Consider the following 17,162-nt stretch of genomic DNA (forward strand, 5'->3'; position numbering starts at 1 on the left):
GGCAGTTACACCGACCCGCCCACCGAGTCGATGAAGCCCTCAGCGGCCAGCGACTCCAGGCGCGTGAAGTAGGCCGTGCGCGCCTCCGAGTCCGTGTCGAACCACAGCCGCTGGTGGCGCTGCTCGCCCAGTCGCGGGCCCCACTCCACTGACACCAGCTTGCCGTCCAAGGACACCCGGTACACCTGCTCCTGGCCCGACTCGTCGCGCCGCACGTACGAGCGTGTCTCCGCGCGGATGAGCGCCCGGCCCTTCGGCGTCTGCCGCAGTGCCTCCTCCTGCGCCCTCTGCCGCGCGTACGCGAGCCGCAGCGCAATCATGTGCTCGCACGGGCCCTCGCGCATCCCCGAGCGCCGGTAGGGCGGGCAGCCGCAGCTCGCCTCGCGCACCCGGCCCTCCAGGTCCAGGAGGAAGCTCGGGAAGAAGCTGCGCACCGCCTCGCGGTCCACCACCTCGCCGTGGAGCTTCGTGCCCACGCCCACCACGTCGTGCACCTTGGTGAGCTTCACCTCGCCCGCTCCCGGGCCTCCATCGCCCAGCAGCCGGTGCGCTCGCTCCTCTCGCTCGTTGCCGTAGCGGATGACGGCTTCATCCACCGGCGTGGCGAGCAGCTCACGCGGCCGGTACGTCCCCCGGGCGATGTCATAGAGGACACGCCCGCGCAGGCACTCGAGCTGCAGGGCCCCTCGCACCGCGTCCTTCGGCGCGTCCGTGCCCGAGGCGAGCTCCTCGAAGGTCCGAGGGCCCTCCTTGCGCAGCCGGTTGCGCAGCGTCTCCGCGAGCCCATCCGGCACCGCGCGCGGCATGAGCGCATCGAAGGCCGCGGCGCTGGACCAGCCGCTCTCCGTCCACCCGGTGAGCGCCAGTGTCAGCGTGGCCGGGCCCAGCTCAATCACCCAGAACACCGGCAGGCCCGGGCCGAGCATCTGCACGCGCACGCCCTGCGCATGGGGCAGCAGCCGCGCGAGGGCCGCGAGCCGCTGCCGTCCGAAGGTGCGCACCACCGCGGGCGTGCTGCCCTGGTACTTCGGCCCGTGGCACTCCAGCACCAGCTCCCATGGCTCCAGCACCAGCCTCGGCTGCGCACCGGGGACGAGCTCGAAGCGCAGCGCGCGCGGTGCCTTCTTCGCCTTCCGGGTGCGCAGCGCGAAGAGCAGGTTGTACAGGTCGATCGGCGCCAGCGTGCAGGTGCTCGCGGGCAGGGTGGCGGCGGACTGCACCTGGAGGAAGCCGCGCAGCCAGGCGTGAGGCACCTCCACGTTGCGCGGGGCGCGGGTCTGCTCGGTGCTTCGAGCGGGCAGGGCCACGTGGGCCTCCAGAGACACCGGCACGTAGGTGCGCAGCCGGTCCACCTTGGCCAGCAGGTCCGCCGGCACGTCCAGGAAGGTGGAGCCGTGCGCGGCCTCGCGGCCCTCGAAGAGCGAGTTGTCGAAGGACAGGCGCGCGTAGGCGCTCTCGTCGCGGGAGAACACCTCCAGCGACACCTGATCCGGGTCCACGGTGAGCAGCGGATCCAACACCGCGTCCGCCTGCTTGTCGCCCTCGAGGGACTGCTCCAGGAAGGCCTTCTGGGCCTCCCAGATTTGAGCGGTGGCGCGCTTGCCCTGCTTCATCAGGTAGGCGAGGTACGCGGTGCGGTCCTTGCCCCGGTAGCGCAGATCCGAGGCGAGGATGCCCAGCGTGGCGGCGAGCGCGTCGCGGAAGAGGGCGGGCTCACGAACTCGGCCGCGCACGCCCACCGTGCCACGAGAGCCCTCCAGGGCGAGCAGGACGCGCGAGGCGTCGGCGACGGCGTCCACGTCACTTGTGGTGGCGTAACGCAGCTCGACGGCGTGATGGGTGGCGGTGCTCACGACGGGCTCCCTTCCTTCTTCCGAGCGCGCTCGGCGGCGCGGAGTGCTCGTTTATGGGCGCGGTAGGCGGCCTTCCGCAGCTCCACGGATTGCGACTTGTCGAAGGCCTGGCCGCGCAGCAACTCCGCCGCGTCGGTCCCTCCCAAGCGGCCCAGCGCGGCCCACGTATCCTGCCGCACCTGCTCGTCCTTGTGGGTGGCCAGGGGGCGCAGCGGCTCCAGCTCCTTGCCGGCCAGCACCGAGGGCAGGGCCATGCGGCGGGCCTCGGACGTAGCGAGCTGCTTCGGGCTGCGCACCGTCGCACCCGCGGCGCCCGTGGCCACCGGATCGAACGGCTGCACCGCGAGCGCCCACTCGGCGGCGCGCTCCGGGGCGATGCGGGCCAGGGCGGTGGTAGCGGCCTCGCGCACCTCGGCGTCCGGGTCGGAGAGCGCGGCACGCAGCGCCTCGGGGGCCGTGTTCAGCCGGCCGAGCGCTCGGGTCGCTTCGAGGCGTACCGCGGCGGGAGCCTTGGCCTCACCGCCCTGGAGGATGTCCTTCGCGGCCTTGGCCAGCTCCGTCACTTCCAGGCGAGAGCCCGCCCACAGCAGCCGCTCCCAGGCCTTGGCGAGGGGCTCGCGCTTGGGGGCGGGAGTGGCAGCCCACTCGGAGGCGGTGCGGCGCTCGGCGGTGGTGATGGAGCGGCCCAGCGTGGCGCGGTCCTCCGTGGACCAGGCGCGGGCCGGGTCCTGCTCGCCGGTGCGTGCGCCCACCAGCCACGCGGCTTCCTCGCGCGCGGAGGGCTTCTCATGGCCGAGCAGCATCGCGAGCGCTCCAGCGGGCAGCGATGCGCGCCGCACGAGTCCCCGGCGCAGCCGCTGCCGCAGCTCCTCCTTGTCCAGCGTGGCCAGACGGGGCAGGAGCTGCATCGGGTCCGCCTCCGTGGCGAGGTAGCTGGCGGCGGGCTCGGAGATGTCCTCCTGGTCGCTGGCCACGGCGAGGAACTCCACCCGGATGCGGTCCTTGGGGAAGAGCGCGTCGAGCGCCTTGCGCGCCTCCTTGCGCAGGTCGTCATCCCAATCGTTCAACACCGAGGCCAGCGCGCCCTCGGCCGCGGTGTCTCCCATCCTGCCCAGCTCCTGGGCGGCGGTGGTGCGCACCTCGTTGTCGGTGTCGTCGTCGCGCAGGAGCGTCTCCAGGCGGGAGCGTGCCCGCTCGCCACCGATGAAGCGCAGACCCCGGACGCCGGCCTTTTGCAGCTCGCTGTCCTGGGCCTCCAGCGCGGTGAGCTCCACCTTCTCCTCGACGCGGCGACGGTCCTCGCCCTCGGGCAGCTTCGGGGCGAGCCGGCCCAGGCCTTCGAGAGCCGCGGCCACCATGCTCGTCTCCACCGGGGCCTCGGGCGTGCCTCCGGCCGCCACCTGCTCCAGCTCGGACAGGGCACGCGCGTCACCCAGCGTGCCGAGGGCCAGCAGCGCCCGCTCGCGCTCGCCCTCCTCACCCGCGCGCACGTACAGCAGCAGTGGGCGCAGGGCGCTCGTGCGGCCCCGAGAGGCCACGCCCTCGGCGGCGGGTAGCATCAGCTCGCGGGCTCCGCCGAGCAGCACCTCCTCCAGCGGCTCCACCTTCGCGCCCTTGTTCATCACGCGCGAGGCGTAGCGAGCCACCGACTCCATGCGCACCGTCACGTCCCGATCCGCGAAGAGGCTGCTGAGCAGCTCGTCCTGGCCCACGTCGTCGCCCTGCTCCAGCTCGGTGGCGGCGGCCTTGCGCACCATCGGGTCCGCGCTGCGCACGGCCGCGCGGAGGAAGCGCATCGCCAGGGCCACGTCGCGCTTGCGCTCGCCCTTCTCGTCCTTCTCGGGCGGGGTGGCCACGTCCATGGCCGCGCTCACGCAAGCATGGCGCACGAAGGCAGTGTCATCGTCGAGTTGCCGCGCCAGGGCGTCTACGGCCTCGGGGCGACGGGTGCGTCCCAGCGCCTTCACGAGGGCGAGGCGCTCGGTCGCTTCCGTCGCGACACGCAGCCGAGCGGCGAGCGCACCCACGGCGGCGGCCGAGCCGAGCCGGGCCAGTGCTTCCTGTGCGCGCTTCACCGCGGCGGCGTTCTCCGAGCGCAGGAAGGCAGCGAGCACTTCCACTGCCCGGTCATCCTGACGCCAGGCCAGCAGCTCGGCGGCGCGCAGACGCAGGTCCTCGTGCTCGCTGCCCGCGGCGCGGCCGAGGGCCTCGGTGACGCGCGAGTCATTGGCACCGGCGAGTCGCTCGATGACGCCCACGCGCAGATCCGCGTGCTCGCTGCCAAGCGCGGCCAGCAGGGGCTCCAGGCTGCCCGGAGGGCTGAGGCGCTCGAGCAGCTCGAAGGCGTACTTGCGCACGTCGGCCAGGGGCGAGTTGAGCGCGGCGGAGATGCGGCCCTTGGCGGACTCCCCGCGGGTGGCGAGCTCATCCAGCGCGGCGCGCGCCACGTCCGGAGAGAGCGAGGCCATGGCGAGCGCCAGCGGCTCGTCGGAGCCCGCGGGGTACAGCTCCTTGAGCCCGGCGAGGGCCGCCTTGCGCACCAGTTGGTGCGGATCCTCCAGGGCACGGAGCAGGGCGGCTACGGCGGCAGGCGTGCCGGCATGGCCCTCCTGGGTGAGCTTCACCACGCGATCCACGGCATCGCGGCGCACGCGGTGGCCCTCGTCATCCCCCGAGGACACCTGCCGCAAGAGGCCCACGTAGGCGCCGAAGGCGAGCCGGCGTAGGTGCTGCTTCTCGGCGGAGACGAGCGCCTCGGGCGAGGGCTCGGCGGTGGCGGCCTTTCCGGTGCCGGTGGAGAAGAGGCGGCGCAGCCAGTTGCGCGCGGGCTTCTCCTTCTCCTCCACGGGGCGGGCCTGGGTCACGGGCGACGTCTCGGGCTTCCAGGGGGCCTCGAGCGAGCGCGGGCGGGCCACCTTCGCGGCCTCGCGGAAGTAGTCGAGCGGCTTGTGGCGCAGCTGCAGCACCTGGGCCGCGGCGTAGCGCTGCTCGGGCACGTCGCTGGCGAGCGCCTCGGCGAGCCCCACCATGTTCCGGGCGCGCTCGTTCTCGGCGGGCCAGTCCTTCATGTCGCCGGCCTTCTCGGGGCGGGGCGGCTGCAGCACCTCCACGAGGTGGGCGTGGTACGCCTCGGTCTCGGTGCGCAGCTCCAGCGCGCGGGCCGCGGCGTAGCGCACCTCGGGGCGTGCGCTGGAGAGGGCGCTGGTGAGCAGGTCGGGCGGCTCACCCCGGCGCGAGGCGCGCAGGTCGCGGGCGAGGATGATGGCGAAGACGGTCTCCTGGACCTCGCGGGCCTTGTCCTCCAGGCCGTGCAGGAGGCCGCTGTCCCCATCCGGGCCGAGCGCGGCGAAGGAGAGGATGGCGCCGATGCGGATGGGCTGGTGCTCGTGGCGCAGGTTGCCGGTGAGCACGGGCAGGGCGCGCGTGTCGCCGAGGCGCGACAGGCCATCCGCGGCCCACGAGCGCACGGCGACGTCCGCGTGCCCGAGCGCGTCCAGCAGGTAGCCCTCATCCCCCCGGCGGCTGGCGGTGGCGAGACCTCGGGCGGCCTGCTCGCGCACCTCGCTGGCCTCGTCCTTGAGCAGGGTGGTGGCGAAGAAGGCGAGCAGCCGGCGCGAGCCGAGCGTGGCCAGGGCCGTTGCCGCGCGGTGGCGCAGCGGGGCGAGGAAAGCCGGCGGGTAGAGACGCTGCAACTCCTTGTCGGTGAGGAGGTTGCGCATCGGCTCGATGATGTCCTCGGCGCCGCGGGCGGCGAGCAGCTCGGCCGCGCGTACCTTGAGGGGCAGCTCACCGGAGCCGAGGCCCGCGAGCAGGGGGCCGTTCTCTTCCTTGATGAGCTTGTCGAGCGCCTCGATGGCGGCGAGGTAGACCTGGGGCTCCTCGGCCAGCAGCAGCTTGAGGAGCGGCGAGCGCACGGCCTCCGCGGGGGCCTGGGTGGCGTTCTTCGCGGCCAGGGCGCGCAGCGAGGCATGCGCGGTGTCCATGGCGGCGAGATGCGGCTCCGCCAGCTCCTTGCCCACGTGCTTCACCCACGCCTCGTAGGCGGCCTGGGCCACGCTAGCGTCACGGTCGCCCACGGTCTTCTTCAGCCGCGCCAGCGCCCAGTCCTCTTTCAGACGGGCGGCGAGCTCATCCACGGCGCGGCGGCGCAGGTCCGGGAAGCGACCGGAGAGCGCGCGGTCCAGCGCCTCCTGGGGGTTCTTCTCGTTCCACGCCCAGAGGGTGCGGAAGGCCTCGTCGCGCACCTTGGCGGACTCGTCCTCGAGCGCATCGCCGAGCAGGTGCACGGCGGCCTCGGAGCGCTTGCCCGAGAGCTTCACGAGCCGGTCAAGGCCCCGGACGCGCACGTCCTCGAAGGCCGAGCGCAGGGCGGCCTCGGCGCTGGAGAGGGGCGCCTCGGTGTCGAGCGTCACCACCGCGTCGAGGGCGGTGGCGCGCACGTCGGCGTTCTCGTCGTCCAGCATCCACACGAGACGCTCGCGGGCGCGGGAGTCCTGGAGGGCACGGAGGGCGTCGGCGGCCTGGCGGCGGATGGCGGCGTCAGGCTCGCGGGAGAGCTGCAGCAGCGCGCCGAGCGCCCGGGCATCCCCGAGCTGCGCGAGGCCCCGAGCGCCCCGTACGGCGGTGTCCGGAGTGCGGCAGGCCATGGCGGCGAGCAGCGGCTCCAGGCTGGCCTCGGAGAGGGGCTCACCGGCCTTGCCGAGGGAGGGCATGGCCTCACGGGCGGCACGGGCCTCGTCATCGGTGGGACGGGCGCGGCGGGAGAGCCGCCGTGCGACGTCGAGGGCGGCGCGGGCGAAGTCCTCGTCCTTCGCCTCGAGCACGTGGGCGAGCGGACGGCGCTCCAGCACGCGCACGGTGAAGGCCACGCGGCGCACCTCTGCGTCCGCATCATCGAGGGCGCGCGCCACGAGGGGCTGCAACTGCGGCGAGCCCAGCCAACCGGCACCGGCGGCGCGGATGAGCACCTCGGTGCGCAGGTGGGCGGGGCCGCGCTCGAAGGCCGTCTTCAGTGGCTCCGTGCTGTCCGGTGGAAATACCTGCGTCAGCACATCCAACGCGGTGAGGCCCACGCTGGTGTCCGCGTCCGTCAGCTTGCTGGAGATGAGGCCCGGCACCAGCGGCGAGACCTTCGCGAGCGAGGCCAACTGGCGCAGGCCGGCGATGCGCGTGTCCGGGTAGCGCGAGTCCAGGGCCGCGCGGGGAGCGGCGAGCGGAGACTCCTTCTCCAGCGCGGTCAGGGACCCCAGCGCGGCGGCACGCACCAGCGCGTGCTCGTCGTCCAACCGCTCGCGCAGCTTCGCGCGGGCACTGGAGCGGCCGAGCCGGCCCAGCTCCTCGGCGGCCAGCTTGCGCACCTCGTACTCGCGGTCCGTGGAGAGCACGGAGAGGACGAAGTCGAGCGCCTCGGGCTCCTCGAGCGCCGCGGCCTCGCGCACGGCGGCCTCGCGCTTGGGACGGTTGCCCCGGCGGGACTCCTCCAGCAGGTTGAAGCCGTGGGCATACGTGGCGATGTCGGTGCCGGGCTTGCCCTCGGTGTCCAGCTCGAAGCGGCGCACCGTGCGGTCCTCGCCGCCCGCGTAGACGGAGCCGAGCTGCGCCTTGGCCATCCGCGCATTCACGGGCGGCGCGAAGACGAGCGCGTGCACGGGCTTGCTGCCACAGTCGAGCGTGCGCGGCTTGCGGCGCTCGTCCAGGCGCCACGCCTTCACCTTGCCGTCGTCACCGGCGGAGAAGATGCGATCGGCGGCCTCCTCGCCGCGCTCGGGAGTGGGCGTGGGCGGGAAGAGGAGGGCGAGCACGGCGCCGGCATGGCCGGAGTCCTTATCTCCCCGCACCTCGGACTCGACGGCACCCACGAGGTACCAGATGCGCAGCTTGCCGTCGTCGCCAGCGGACACGAGGCGACCGTCGCGCGGGGTGAAGGCGAGCGCCCGCACCGCGCCCTCGTGGCCCGGCATGTCACGGCGGGCGCCATTGGCGAGCGTGAAGGAGCGCACCACGGAGTCATCACCGCCGCATGCGGCGTAGGTGCCGGAGGGGTCCACCGCGACGGCGCGCAGGGGTTGGGGCGAAGCCTGCCACTCGTGGATGCGCTTGCCCTGGTTGAGCGTCCAGGCGCGCAGGGCTCCATCCGTGCCCACGGTGAAGGCGCGGGTGCCGTCCGAGGTGACGGCGATGGCGGTGCAGGCACCGCGGTGGGCGTCCTTCAGCTCGCGCTGCACGGCTCCATCGCCGAGAGCGCCGATGCGCACGGTGCCATCCGCGCAGGCGGCGACCCAGCTCTCGCCGGCGAGGGCGAGCCCGAGGACGGCGGCGGGAAGCTCCACGCTCCAGGCCACCTTGTTGGTGGCGGGCTCGTAGGCGGTGAGGCGGCTGTTCACGGAGGCGCGAGCACCTCCGACGAGCAGCAGACGCGCGTTGGCCGCGAGTGCGCGGACCTTCTCGTATTGGCCGATGGCAAGTGAAGCCATACGTCAGAATCCTCCGAGTTCCACGCCGGGGTGCGCCGGTGCCAACCGCTCCACGTCCGCTGCCGTCAGCTCGTCGCTCGTCCCCATCGAGTAGAGGGGTTTAGCACAGTGGGCAGAGGGACGGCGGTGAAGCGGAGGGGGCAGGCGCATCTTCGAGTCGGGCCTTCACGCGCCTTCTGGACGGTTGGGCGCGGGTTCCGGCTTACCTGGCACGGTGGTTACGGGTGGTGGCGAAGCGGGGGCTGGTCCTGCTGAAGGCGGAGCTTCAAGCTCGGGTGAAGGAGTCGGAGTGGGCGCCTCGGCTCCCGGAGTCGCGGGCGGAGTGGTCGGTAGCGGTTCCTGCGCGGGCTGAGCAGGTGTGCTGCTGGGAGGCGCAGGGGAAAAGAAAGAGTCATCCGCGGGTGGGGGCGGGGCCTCGGCCACTACTTCCCCTTGAGGCGTGACCGCGTACACGTACCACCAATCGAGCACGCGGTAGCGTGGGCCGCTGCACCGATCGAAGCGTTCCTCCAGCATCACATAATACAGGCCCGGCGTTGGGCCTCTGTAGACGGCGACGTCCAGCCCCTGCTCGGGACTTGCGCACCCCCAGAACAGGCCTGGATCCATGGCAAGACCCTGCTTCACCATCTCGCGGATGGCAGCTGCTGCGGCGAGTGCAGCCCCCGCTTCCATGAATGGGACGATGTTCTTGCCTGAGTAATCGTCCGGCCACTCGACCGTTCCCTTCCAGGCAGTCCTGGGCACGGCACATCCGGGAAGCACCGTGACGAGCCCTGCGAGCGCATACGCCTTGAGCATTTCTCTCTCCTGGACTGGCTCTACTCGTGCAGCAGCCGCAGAGGTTTGTCGCATTGGGGTGGGCGCCCCTCCGTGCCTGGGGTACAGCGGGCGAGGGTGACCCAGCCAGTGCTTGCCGCGCTCCACTGCTGGATCTCTCCCGTTGGGAAGTAGCGCAGGTAGATGCGTGTCCCATCCTGGTGCTCCGCGACTAGCGCCGAGGCCATTTCGATGCCTGTGTCTTTGTAGGTAGCCGGAGCCGGGTTGCCTGGAATCAGGCGGACTTCCGCCATGGCCACAGAGGGGTCGAACGCATCTGTCGGCCAGACTCTGATGTCTCGCGAAGAGGGGGGTGCACCACACGGATGGTTGTGGATGTATCCCACGGCCCACACGCTCGCGGCTGGATGATCGTCGTCCTTCACCGCGAAGCGCGGGAGGCATGAATTGTGGCTACCCTGGATGGGCTCGGTCACACGCCAGGAAAGCGAGTCTCGGCCTCCAGCGACATAGACCGTCGAGCAATATTCGGTGGACAAGCCCACGATGGGGCGCTTCGTGGCCGGGTCACAGACCTTGGCGCCGGGACGCTGGAGGAGCGCATCGGCTGCGTCCCGGAGCAGATCGATGGGATGGAGGTATCCCCCGTGGGCATTTCGACGGCGGATACCTCGGACCAGGGGCCTCGGACGACTCGGGCGTTCTGGGCAGGGGTGTTCGATAAGGGCGAGGTGGCGCAACCCGTCGCCAGCATGAAGCCCACCGTCACGAGAGGCGGGAGCGTGTCACTCATGGACATGCTTCCTCTGGATGAGCCATCCGTCAGAATCCTCCGAGTTCCACGCCGTTCCACGCCGGGGTGCGCCAGTGCCAACCGCTCCACGTCCGCTGTCGTCAGCTCGTCGCTCGCACCTATTGAGTGCGTCCTCACGGGCCTTCCGGACGGGTTGACGCCGGCTCCGGAGAGCCTGAGGTCGGGGGAACAGGTGATGGCGATGCAGGAGGGTCCGAGGGTGAGACTTCGGGATTTGGAATAGGAACTGGCACAGGCGCGGGTGAAGGAGTCGGAGTGGGCGCCTCGGTTCCTGGACTCGAGGGCGGAGTGGTGGGGGGCGATTCCTGCGCGGGCTGTGCAGGTGTGTTGCTGGGAGGCGCAGGGGAGAAGAAGGAGTCATCCGCGGGTGGAGGCGGGGCCTCGGCCACCACCTCGCCTTGAGGGGTGACCGCGTACTCGTACCACCCATCGAGTACGCGCCCTCGCGGGCCGCCGCAGCGATCGAAGCGTTGGTCCACCAGCACGTAATACAGACCCGAAGTCGGGCCCCTGTAGACGGCGACGTCCAGCCCCTGCTCTGGACTAGAGCAGCCCCAGAACAGGCCTGGATCCATGGCCAGATTTTGTCTCACCATTTCGCGGATGGCGCCTGCTGCGGCGAGCGCGGCCCCCGCCTCCGTGAACGGGACGATGTTCTTGCCCGAGTAGTCGTCCGGCCACTCCACTTTTCCCTTCCAGGCAGTGGCAGGTCGGGGACAGCCCCAGAGCACCGCTGAGAGTAGGACGAGCGTATACGCCTTGAGCATCTCTCTCTCCTCAACCAGCACCTACTCACGCAATAACTGCGGGGGCTCATCGCATTGGGGGGCGCGAGCATCTCTGCGTGGTGCGCAGTGCGCGAGGGTGACCCAACTGGCCCCGGCTGCGCTCCACTGTTGAATTTCGCCCGTGGGAAAGTACCGCAGGAAGATGCGTGTCCCGTCTTGACGCTCCGCCACCAGTGCGGAGGCCATCTCGATGCTCGTGTTCTTGTGGACCGCTGGCACTGGGTTGCCCGGAATCATGCGGACTTCTGCCATGGCCACATAGGGATCGAACGTGTCCGTAGGCCAAGACCCGAGATCTTGTGAAGAGGGAGGCGCGCCACACGGATGGTTGTGGATGTATCCCACGACCCACACCTGAGGGGCTGGGTGGTCGTCATCTTTCACCGCGAAGAGCGGGCGGCATCCATTGTGGCTTCCCTGAATGGGCTCAGTCACACGCCAGGAAAGCGAGTCGCGGTCTCCGGCGACATAGACCGTCGAGCAATACTCGGTGGATAAGCCCACGATGGGGCGCTTCGTGGCCTGATCACACACCGTGGCGCCAGGACGCTGGAGGAGCGCATTGGCCACATCCCTGAGCAGATCAATGGGGATGGATGTGTCGCCTGTGGGCATTTCGACGGCGGGAACCTCGGACCAGGGGCCTCGGGCGATTCTTTGCTCCTGGGCCGGGGTGTTCGGTAGGGGCGAGGTGACACAGCCCGCCGCCAATATGCAGCCCACCGTCACGAGAGGCGGGAGAGTGTCCCTCATGGACATTCTTCCTCTGGGTAGGCCATACGTCAGAATCTTCCGAGTTCCACGCCAGGATGCGCCGCGCGCAACCTCACCAGCGAGGCCAGGCAGCTCTGCCACTCCCCCTTCGCCAGTGAGCCGGTGAACTCACCGAGCACGGGGGCGACGACGCGGGCGAAGCTCTCGTCTTCCAGTCCCAAGTCCCGCACCAACTCAATCACGCGGCGCTTGGCCTCGCTGGCCGAGACCCTCCGGGCCACGTTGCCTTCACGGGCCTCCTTGGAGCGCCCCGGCGGCAGGCCGAAGAGCATTCGGCGCAGGAAGGTGCGCAGGGCCTCCACGTTGGCGAAGCGCTCGGTGGCACTCACCGGAGACTCCGTGGCTCCCGAGGGCTTCCACCCTTCGGGCAGGTGCAGCGGGCGGTGCTTCTCCCAGAGGAGGCGGATGGCGAACAGGCCCACCTCACGGTCCGCGCTCTCCATGAGCCAGGCGAGGCGCTCGGGCCCGCCCAGCCGTGCGTAGTGCCGGCGGATGAGCTCCACGGCCACCTCGCGGGTGGAGCGCTTGGTGCTCTCGGTGAGGGTGAACACCTTCACGGCGTCCAGCTCGTCGGGGGTGAGGGTACGGCGCTTGTCGGCGCTCTCCTCGCCCGCGTCGAGCAGGGCGTCATAGGCGAGGTTGCGCACCTCCTTGGCGTTGGCCTCGGCGAGCTCATACACACGGGTGTGCCAGCCCCAGGCGCGCAACTCCACGCGCGTCACGGCGAGGGCGAAGTGGCGCACGTCGTCGCGGGCATCGAAGAGGGCCGACCAGAGGCGCTCGGGGGTGTACGCGTTGCGAGGCGCCCGTGGCTTGAGCTGGTAGGACTTGGACTCGGGCTGCTCGGGGCCGATGACGGGGTGGTGGCAGCGCAGGTACGTCTGGGCGAAGGCACGCACGGGGGCGGGCTGCTTCGAGCCGAGCGCCAGCTCGAAGAGGCGCTCCAGGCCCGCGTTGGCATCGCCGGACTCACTGAAGTCCGCGGGCGCCACGTTCTCCAGCAGGTAGCGGTGGGCGAACTGGTGCAGGGTCGGGTCCGCGCGCCGGGCGAGCGCCAGCAGCCAGGGAATGCCCATGTCGCGCGGGGCGAAGAGCTTGCGGTTGCCGAGCAGCTTGAGCGCCACCTCGCGGTACTTCGCGTTGAAGACGAGCCCCTTCACGCGCTCCACGTCGAGTCCGGGCAGGGCATCGGCCTCGGTGAGCCAGTTGGAGACGGTGTCGCCGAAGCTCGGGTGGATGGAGCGGTCGAGCAGCCAGTCGGCGCCGATGTCCGCGGGCTTGAAGGCCTCGAGCGACTCGAGGGCCAGCTCCTCCACGTCGCTGCCGTACGACTCCAGGCGCTCGTCATCGAGCAGGGCCTTCCAGAAGGACACGGGCAGCTCGCCCTTGCCGTACTTGGACTTGAGGTACTTCGACGCCCACTGGTACTGCTCCTGCTCGCCGAAGAGCATGTCGAAGAGGAACTTCTGGGTGAGCTCGGCGCGGTCGAAGCTCTGCTCGAGCGCCTTGGCGGCGAACTTCGCGGTCTGCTTGTGGACGAGCAGCCGGCCGAGGAAGTCCGGGCCGAGCTCGCGCGGGTTGCGCTTCTCGAGCACGGCGGCGGCGAAGGCCTTCACGTCATTGTTCTCACCCTCGAGCAACTCGGCGAGGCGCTCGGCGGGGAGGTCCTGCGCGTGGGCGCGGGCGTACTCGATGGCGTAGGTGCGGGCCTTGTTGCTCTCCGAGACCAGCAGCGCGAGCACCGCCTCGTGGAGCCCGAGCTCGCGCAGCTTGCCCTGGTGGAACTCGGGCGAGCCCTGGAGGGTGTCGACGAGGAACTCGTGGGCGCTGGCGAGCGGGCGGCGGGCGAGCCTGTCGAGCCAGGCGGGGGTGACATTGTTGCGCAGGGTGTCGGGGAAGTCCTTGCGCAGGCCCTGGATGGCAAAGCGGGCGGCGGGGTCTGACTGGCAGGTGTCGAGCAGCCGCATGAGCGCATCGGGCGAGCGCTTCCACGCATCGGTGAAGGCGCGCTTCTTCACCATGTCGTTGGGGGGCTCGATGGGGAAGGAGTCGGCGCCGTAGTTGTCCGCCTCGTGGGCCCAGATGTGGTTGGAGACCCAGCACGAGCGCCAGGAGGTATCGGGCTCGTAGTGGCGGAGCACCTCGACGGCGAACTGCGGGTAGAGCTCGGGGATGGCCTGGCCGAGCTGGCGCAGGTAGCGCCAGGCGCGGCGCTGGAGATAGGTGAGGGTGCCCTTGGAGACGTCGCGAGTGCGGTAGGCGTTGGAGCGCTCGGTGTCGAAGCGCCAGGCGAGGACGCCGAACATCTCGGCGTCGTGGCGCTGCTCGGCGAGCTTGTAGATGCGCTTGAGGCCACCCCAGAGGCCGAAGCGGAGGTCGGCGCGGCGGGCGAGCTCGAAGAGGACGGCGCGGGAGGCGCTGGTGTTGCCCTCGTAGAGGGAGACGAGCAGGTCGGCGAGGGCGAAGCGCGCGGGGAGCGGGACGTCCTTCTGGGCGAGGTAGCGCTGCCAGGCGTCGCGGGCGCCGGAGTGGCGGGCCTCGGCGCTGTGGCGGGCCTGGGACTGGCGCAGGAGGTTGAGGAGCCCGTCGAAGGTGAGGGCGCCCTGGGGGAGCTTCTCGGGGGCCTTGTCGGGCTGCTCGAGGAAGGCCAGGACGGCCTCCGCGAGGTCGGGCGCTTCCGCCCGTGACAACCGCTCCAGGTCTGCTGCCGTCAGCTCGTCGCTCGTGGCCATCGGGCGACGGGTTTAGCACAACCGGGCTGTTGAGCGGCGTGGGACCGACTCTGCTCTCCGGGATTCGGCGTGTCCCGGCATACTGGGTGGGGGAATCCAGGATCGAGGTGTCTACGTGCCTGGAGGCTCATCCCTCCTGGATGTGGCGCAGCACGTGGGCTGCCTCATCGAAGCTCTTGGCCAGAATCGGCTCCGCTGGGCGGTGTGCAACCAGGAGCGCCGCATCCTCAGGACGGCCTATCTTCGCCAGCATGTTGGCCGCACGGGTGGCGCAGTTGAGAGATGTTGCAGCGAGCAGTCTCCGTGCCACGGTGTGCAACCTGGTGCGTACTTCGGGGGGGAGTGCTGAGATGACTCGCTCTTGATGCAGCAGAAGAATGAGCAGTCGCTCGCAATAGTACGCGGCTTCGTCATTGTGGCTCACGGCTGTGTCGAGCAAGGTCTCTGCCGTGGAGATGAACGCAGAGAGAGTGGGCACCCATGCCTCTGGCACCTCTTCTTCGAGCACCGTGAGTACTTCCGTCTTGTGCTTCACGGGCACCGACGTGTCCTGGACCCATGCGCGGAGTTCCTGTGGTGATTTTTCCAGGAGCAGTTGCAGGCCCTGCAAGGAGTTCAACTCCGACAAGGCGAGCTGCTCCACTGCCTTGCGAACAATCGGAATGAGGTCGGGGTGGTGGCGGCGCCACAGGGCTCGGGCCAGCGGATTGACCTCCGAGAGTGTGGCCTTGCCAGGGGTCAACCGTTGCAGCCTGCGCACCAGGGTTGCCCGTGAGCCTGCTTCCTCAATCCGACTCAGCGCTTGGGTGATGGCCTCCACGACAGAGGCCCCGTCATGGTTCCGGCGAGACTCCTCGAGGGGCAGTTGTTGCTCCAGTCGTCTGGCACTGGCGGCGCCCCCCAGTTCGCCCAGTCCAAAGGCCGCTGCCTGCCGTACGAGCGCATCCGGGTCTTCCAGCATGCCTTCCAGCAAGGCCCTGGCTTTGCGAGGGCCGGGTTGCAACACCAGGGCGTGAGCGTGAGCCTCCTCCCCGTATTTGCAAGCATCGACCAGTTCGGCCTGCCACTGCTTCACGTCCAGATCGCGTGCCATGGCTCGTTTCCTGTTGCTCCCCGTTAGGGAAAGCTCACGCCTGGTGGGACGTATCTTCTGACCAACGTTCCGTCGAGCCGGTACAGCTCGTGAATGGCTTTCGGGTCCGCGCGGACCAGGGACTCGAAGGCTTCCAACTCGCGCTTCATGTCCCGAGGGTTGGACACATAGTTCGTATTGTGCCGGATGCCATCGGGCCGCACCGAAGATGCATCCGGTTTTCGGAAGCGGACGCCCCTCACCGGGCTTCCGTCGAGAACGGGCTGGGTCTTGTTATCGACTTGCGGTTGGTTCTTCCTCAAGTCGGTATGTCCTGTGGCCTCGCGTCTGGCCAGTTCCTCCTCAATGGCCTCGTTGTGCGGCGGATTCTGACGGGTATGGGGCTTGCCATAGCGGTTGGACAGCCTTGGACCAACGCTTGAAGCGCTACCCACGTCTGTCATCATCGCGCAGACGGCGAGCTCACGGCAGAGAGTCGCGGCGGAGGTTCCCGTGGCCACTCCCGTGACGATAATGGAGCCGTCGGCCACCACCTGGGCCGTGGTAATAGACTCCAGCGCCGGCCCACCCGCTGGCGCATGGCGGAGTGGGCTCAACAAGGTCCACAAGCCCCCGTCGGGCACCTTGGGGAGCACTTGGGGCACACCGAGGCTGGCTACGACGACCAACACCCGCAGCGCCGTGCCTCCGAGAGATTTGCCGAAGCGCTCAGCCGCTGCTTCCAACTCCTGCTGCGTGGTGGCGGACCCGGCTTCTTCGTACAGGCGCAGGCATGTCAGGGCGAGGCGGCCCAACTCCACCAATCCCACCAGGAGCGATAACCTCACGGTGAGCGCGGCTGCGAAGGCCTTGGAGAAGAGGGGCTCTGGTGCTAACCACGCAGCGAAGTACACCAGCACCGAAAGCGAGAGGCTGGTCAGGAACGCTGGGGCGCTGAAGAGTTCCTGGGCGGCTTCTCGGAAGCCCTCGTCCATGTATCGAGTAGAGAGCTTGAGGGCGACGTAGAGGCGGCTCGTCTCCAAGGACTCGGGGACGGGGAGGAGCGCGGGTCCGAAACGAGAGAAGAAGTCCTCTCGCAGCCGTAGTTCCCATGGGGCAGGTCCCAATCCCGAACGGGTCGAGTTTGCCTCCAGCATCAGCCGTATCCGAGGACTGTTTCGAGGCTGGAAGGAGTCGAAAGCCGCGAGCAGCGAGCGTATTTCTCCTCTGCTCAGTTTCTCCTGCGTAGGGTGGAGCGCCAAGGCAGGAAACGAGAGCCGCAGTCTGTCTCCGAGAAGGGGGCTGATGAGCACGGGCGTGGACTCAGCCCAGGTGGGCCCTGCTGCTGGTTCCCGCGCCTGCGGGTGTTCCGCGGCGGATGCCCGCGTCCGTTGGGGTAATCCTCCGGAGGGCTTTGAGTGTCGGGTTCCCGTTGGGGTCTGTATTGGCGGTGGACGCTCCCAGTCCTCCAGCCGCTGCATCCGCGAGGAGGCACATGCGGTAGGAAAGGCGAAGCAGATGGCCAGTGCTACGCGCAACAGCAGCAGGGTGGCGGTCCTCATGTGCTACTGCTCCCGGTGAAGCCGCTTGAATCGCTCGTCGTTCGCAGTGGCCATGGGCTCCATTCTACCCCCTGGAAAGGTGGGACCCTCCACGGTTCAAGCACCCGGATGGTCAGGTATGCAGGAGCCACTAAATCGATAAAGTCGTTTATTTCTTGAATTCCTTGTGCTTATGATGGGGAATGCTTACGGCTGAACCTCAAGCGCTTGTTAAGAACGGGAGCATCGATACCGTCGACCGCCATCCAGTGCCGTAGGCATGTCGAGACGTAGGCGCTCCACCGCGCACTGTCCCGGTCCACTGGGTGCGCGGC

General features: G+C 69.7%; 6 protein-coding genes. All 6 read right to left on the reverse strand.

Annotation, left to right across the window (positions count from 1 at the left end):
* Positions 1-5: 5 nt before the first annotated feature.
* The 6 genes from F0U60_RS01650 to F0U60_RS01675 all read right to left on the reverse strand — a co-directional run bounded on the left by F0U60_RS01650 (position 6) and on the right by F0U60_RS01675 (position 16,443).
* Complete coding sequence (locus F0U60_RS01650) at positions 6-1,853, reverse strand: SWIM zinc finger family protein (RefSeq protein ID WP_395813198.1); 1,848 nt, start codon at positions 1,851-1,853, stop codon at positions 6-8.
* Positions 1,850-8,326: a HEAT repeat domain-containing protein gene (locus tag F0U60_RS01655; RefSeq protein WP_395813200.1), complete on the reverse strand. Its 6,477-nt coding sequence runs from the start codon at positions 8,324-8,326 to the stop codon at positions 1,850-1,852. The genes F0U60_RS01650 and F0U60_RS01655 overlap by 4 nt, the downstream gene beginning before the upstream one ends.
* 821 nt (positions 8,327-9,147) lie before the next feature.
* Complete coding sequence (locus tag F0U60_RS01660; RefSeq protein WP_395813202.1) at positions 9,148-9,399, reverse strand: hypothetical protein; 252 nt, start codon at positions 9,397-9,399, stop codon at positions 9,148-9,150.
* A 2,091-nt stretch (positions 9,400-11,490) separates the two neighbouring features.
* A complete protein-coding gene (locus tag F0U60_RS01665; protein ID WP_395813204.1) occupies positions 11,491-14,214 on the reverse strand; it encodes a hypothetical protein in 2,724 nt (907 codons plus the stop codon).
* 127 nt (positions 14,215-14,341) lie between these two features.
* Entirely contained in the window at positions 14,342-15,307 is a 966-nt protein-coding gene (locus F0U60_RS01670; RefSeq protein ID WP_395813206.1) for a HEAT repeat domain-containing protein, read from the reverse strand.
* Between the two features lie 23 nt (positions 15,308-15,330).
* Positions 15,331-16,443: a hypothetical protein gene (locus F0U60_RS01675; RefSeq protein ID WP_395813208.1), complete on the reverse strand. Its 1,113-nt coding sequence runs from the start codon at positions 16,441-16,443 to the stop codon at positions 15,331-15,333.
* Positions 16,444-17,162 lie beyond the last annotated feature (719 nt).

Source organism: Archangium minus (assembly GCF_044360475.1).
Lineage (GTDB): Bacteria > Myxococcota > Myxococcia > Myxococcales > Myxococcaceae > Archangium > Archangium minus.

What these genes read in the sequence shown, in the direction of transcription:
- F0U60_RS01660 (WP_395813202.1), bottom strand. Translation starts at nt 9,399, where the DNA reads ATGGCGGAAGTCCGCCTGATTCCAGGCAACCCGGCTCCGGCTACCTAC.
- F0U60_RS01665 (WP_395813204.1), bottom strand. Translation starts at nt 14,214, where the DNA reads ATGGCCACGAGCGACGAGCTGACGGCAGCAGACCTGGAGCGGTTGTCA.
- F0U60_RS01670 (WP_395813206.1), bottom strand. Translation starts at nt 15,307, where the DNA reads ATGGCACGCGATCTGGACGTGAAGCAGTGGCAGGCCGAACTGGTCGAT.
- F0U60_RS01675 (WP_395813208.1), bottom strand. Translation starts at nt 16,443, where the DNA reads ATGCTGGAGGCAAACTCGACCCGTTCGGGATTGGGACCTGCCCCATGG.
- F0U60_RS01655 (WP_395813200.1), bottom strand. Translation starts at nt 8,326, where the DNA reads ATGGCTTCACTTGCCATCGGCCAATACGAGAAGGTCCGCGCACTCGCG.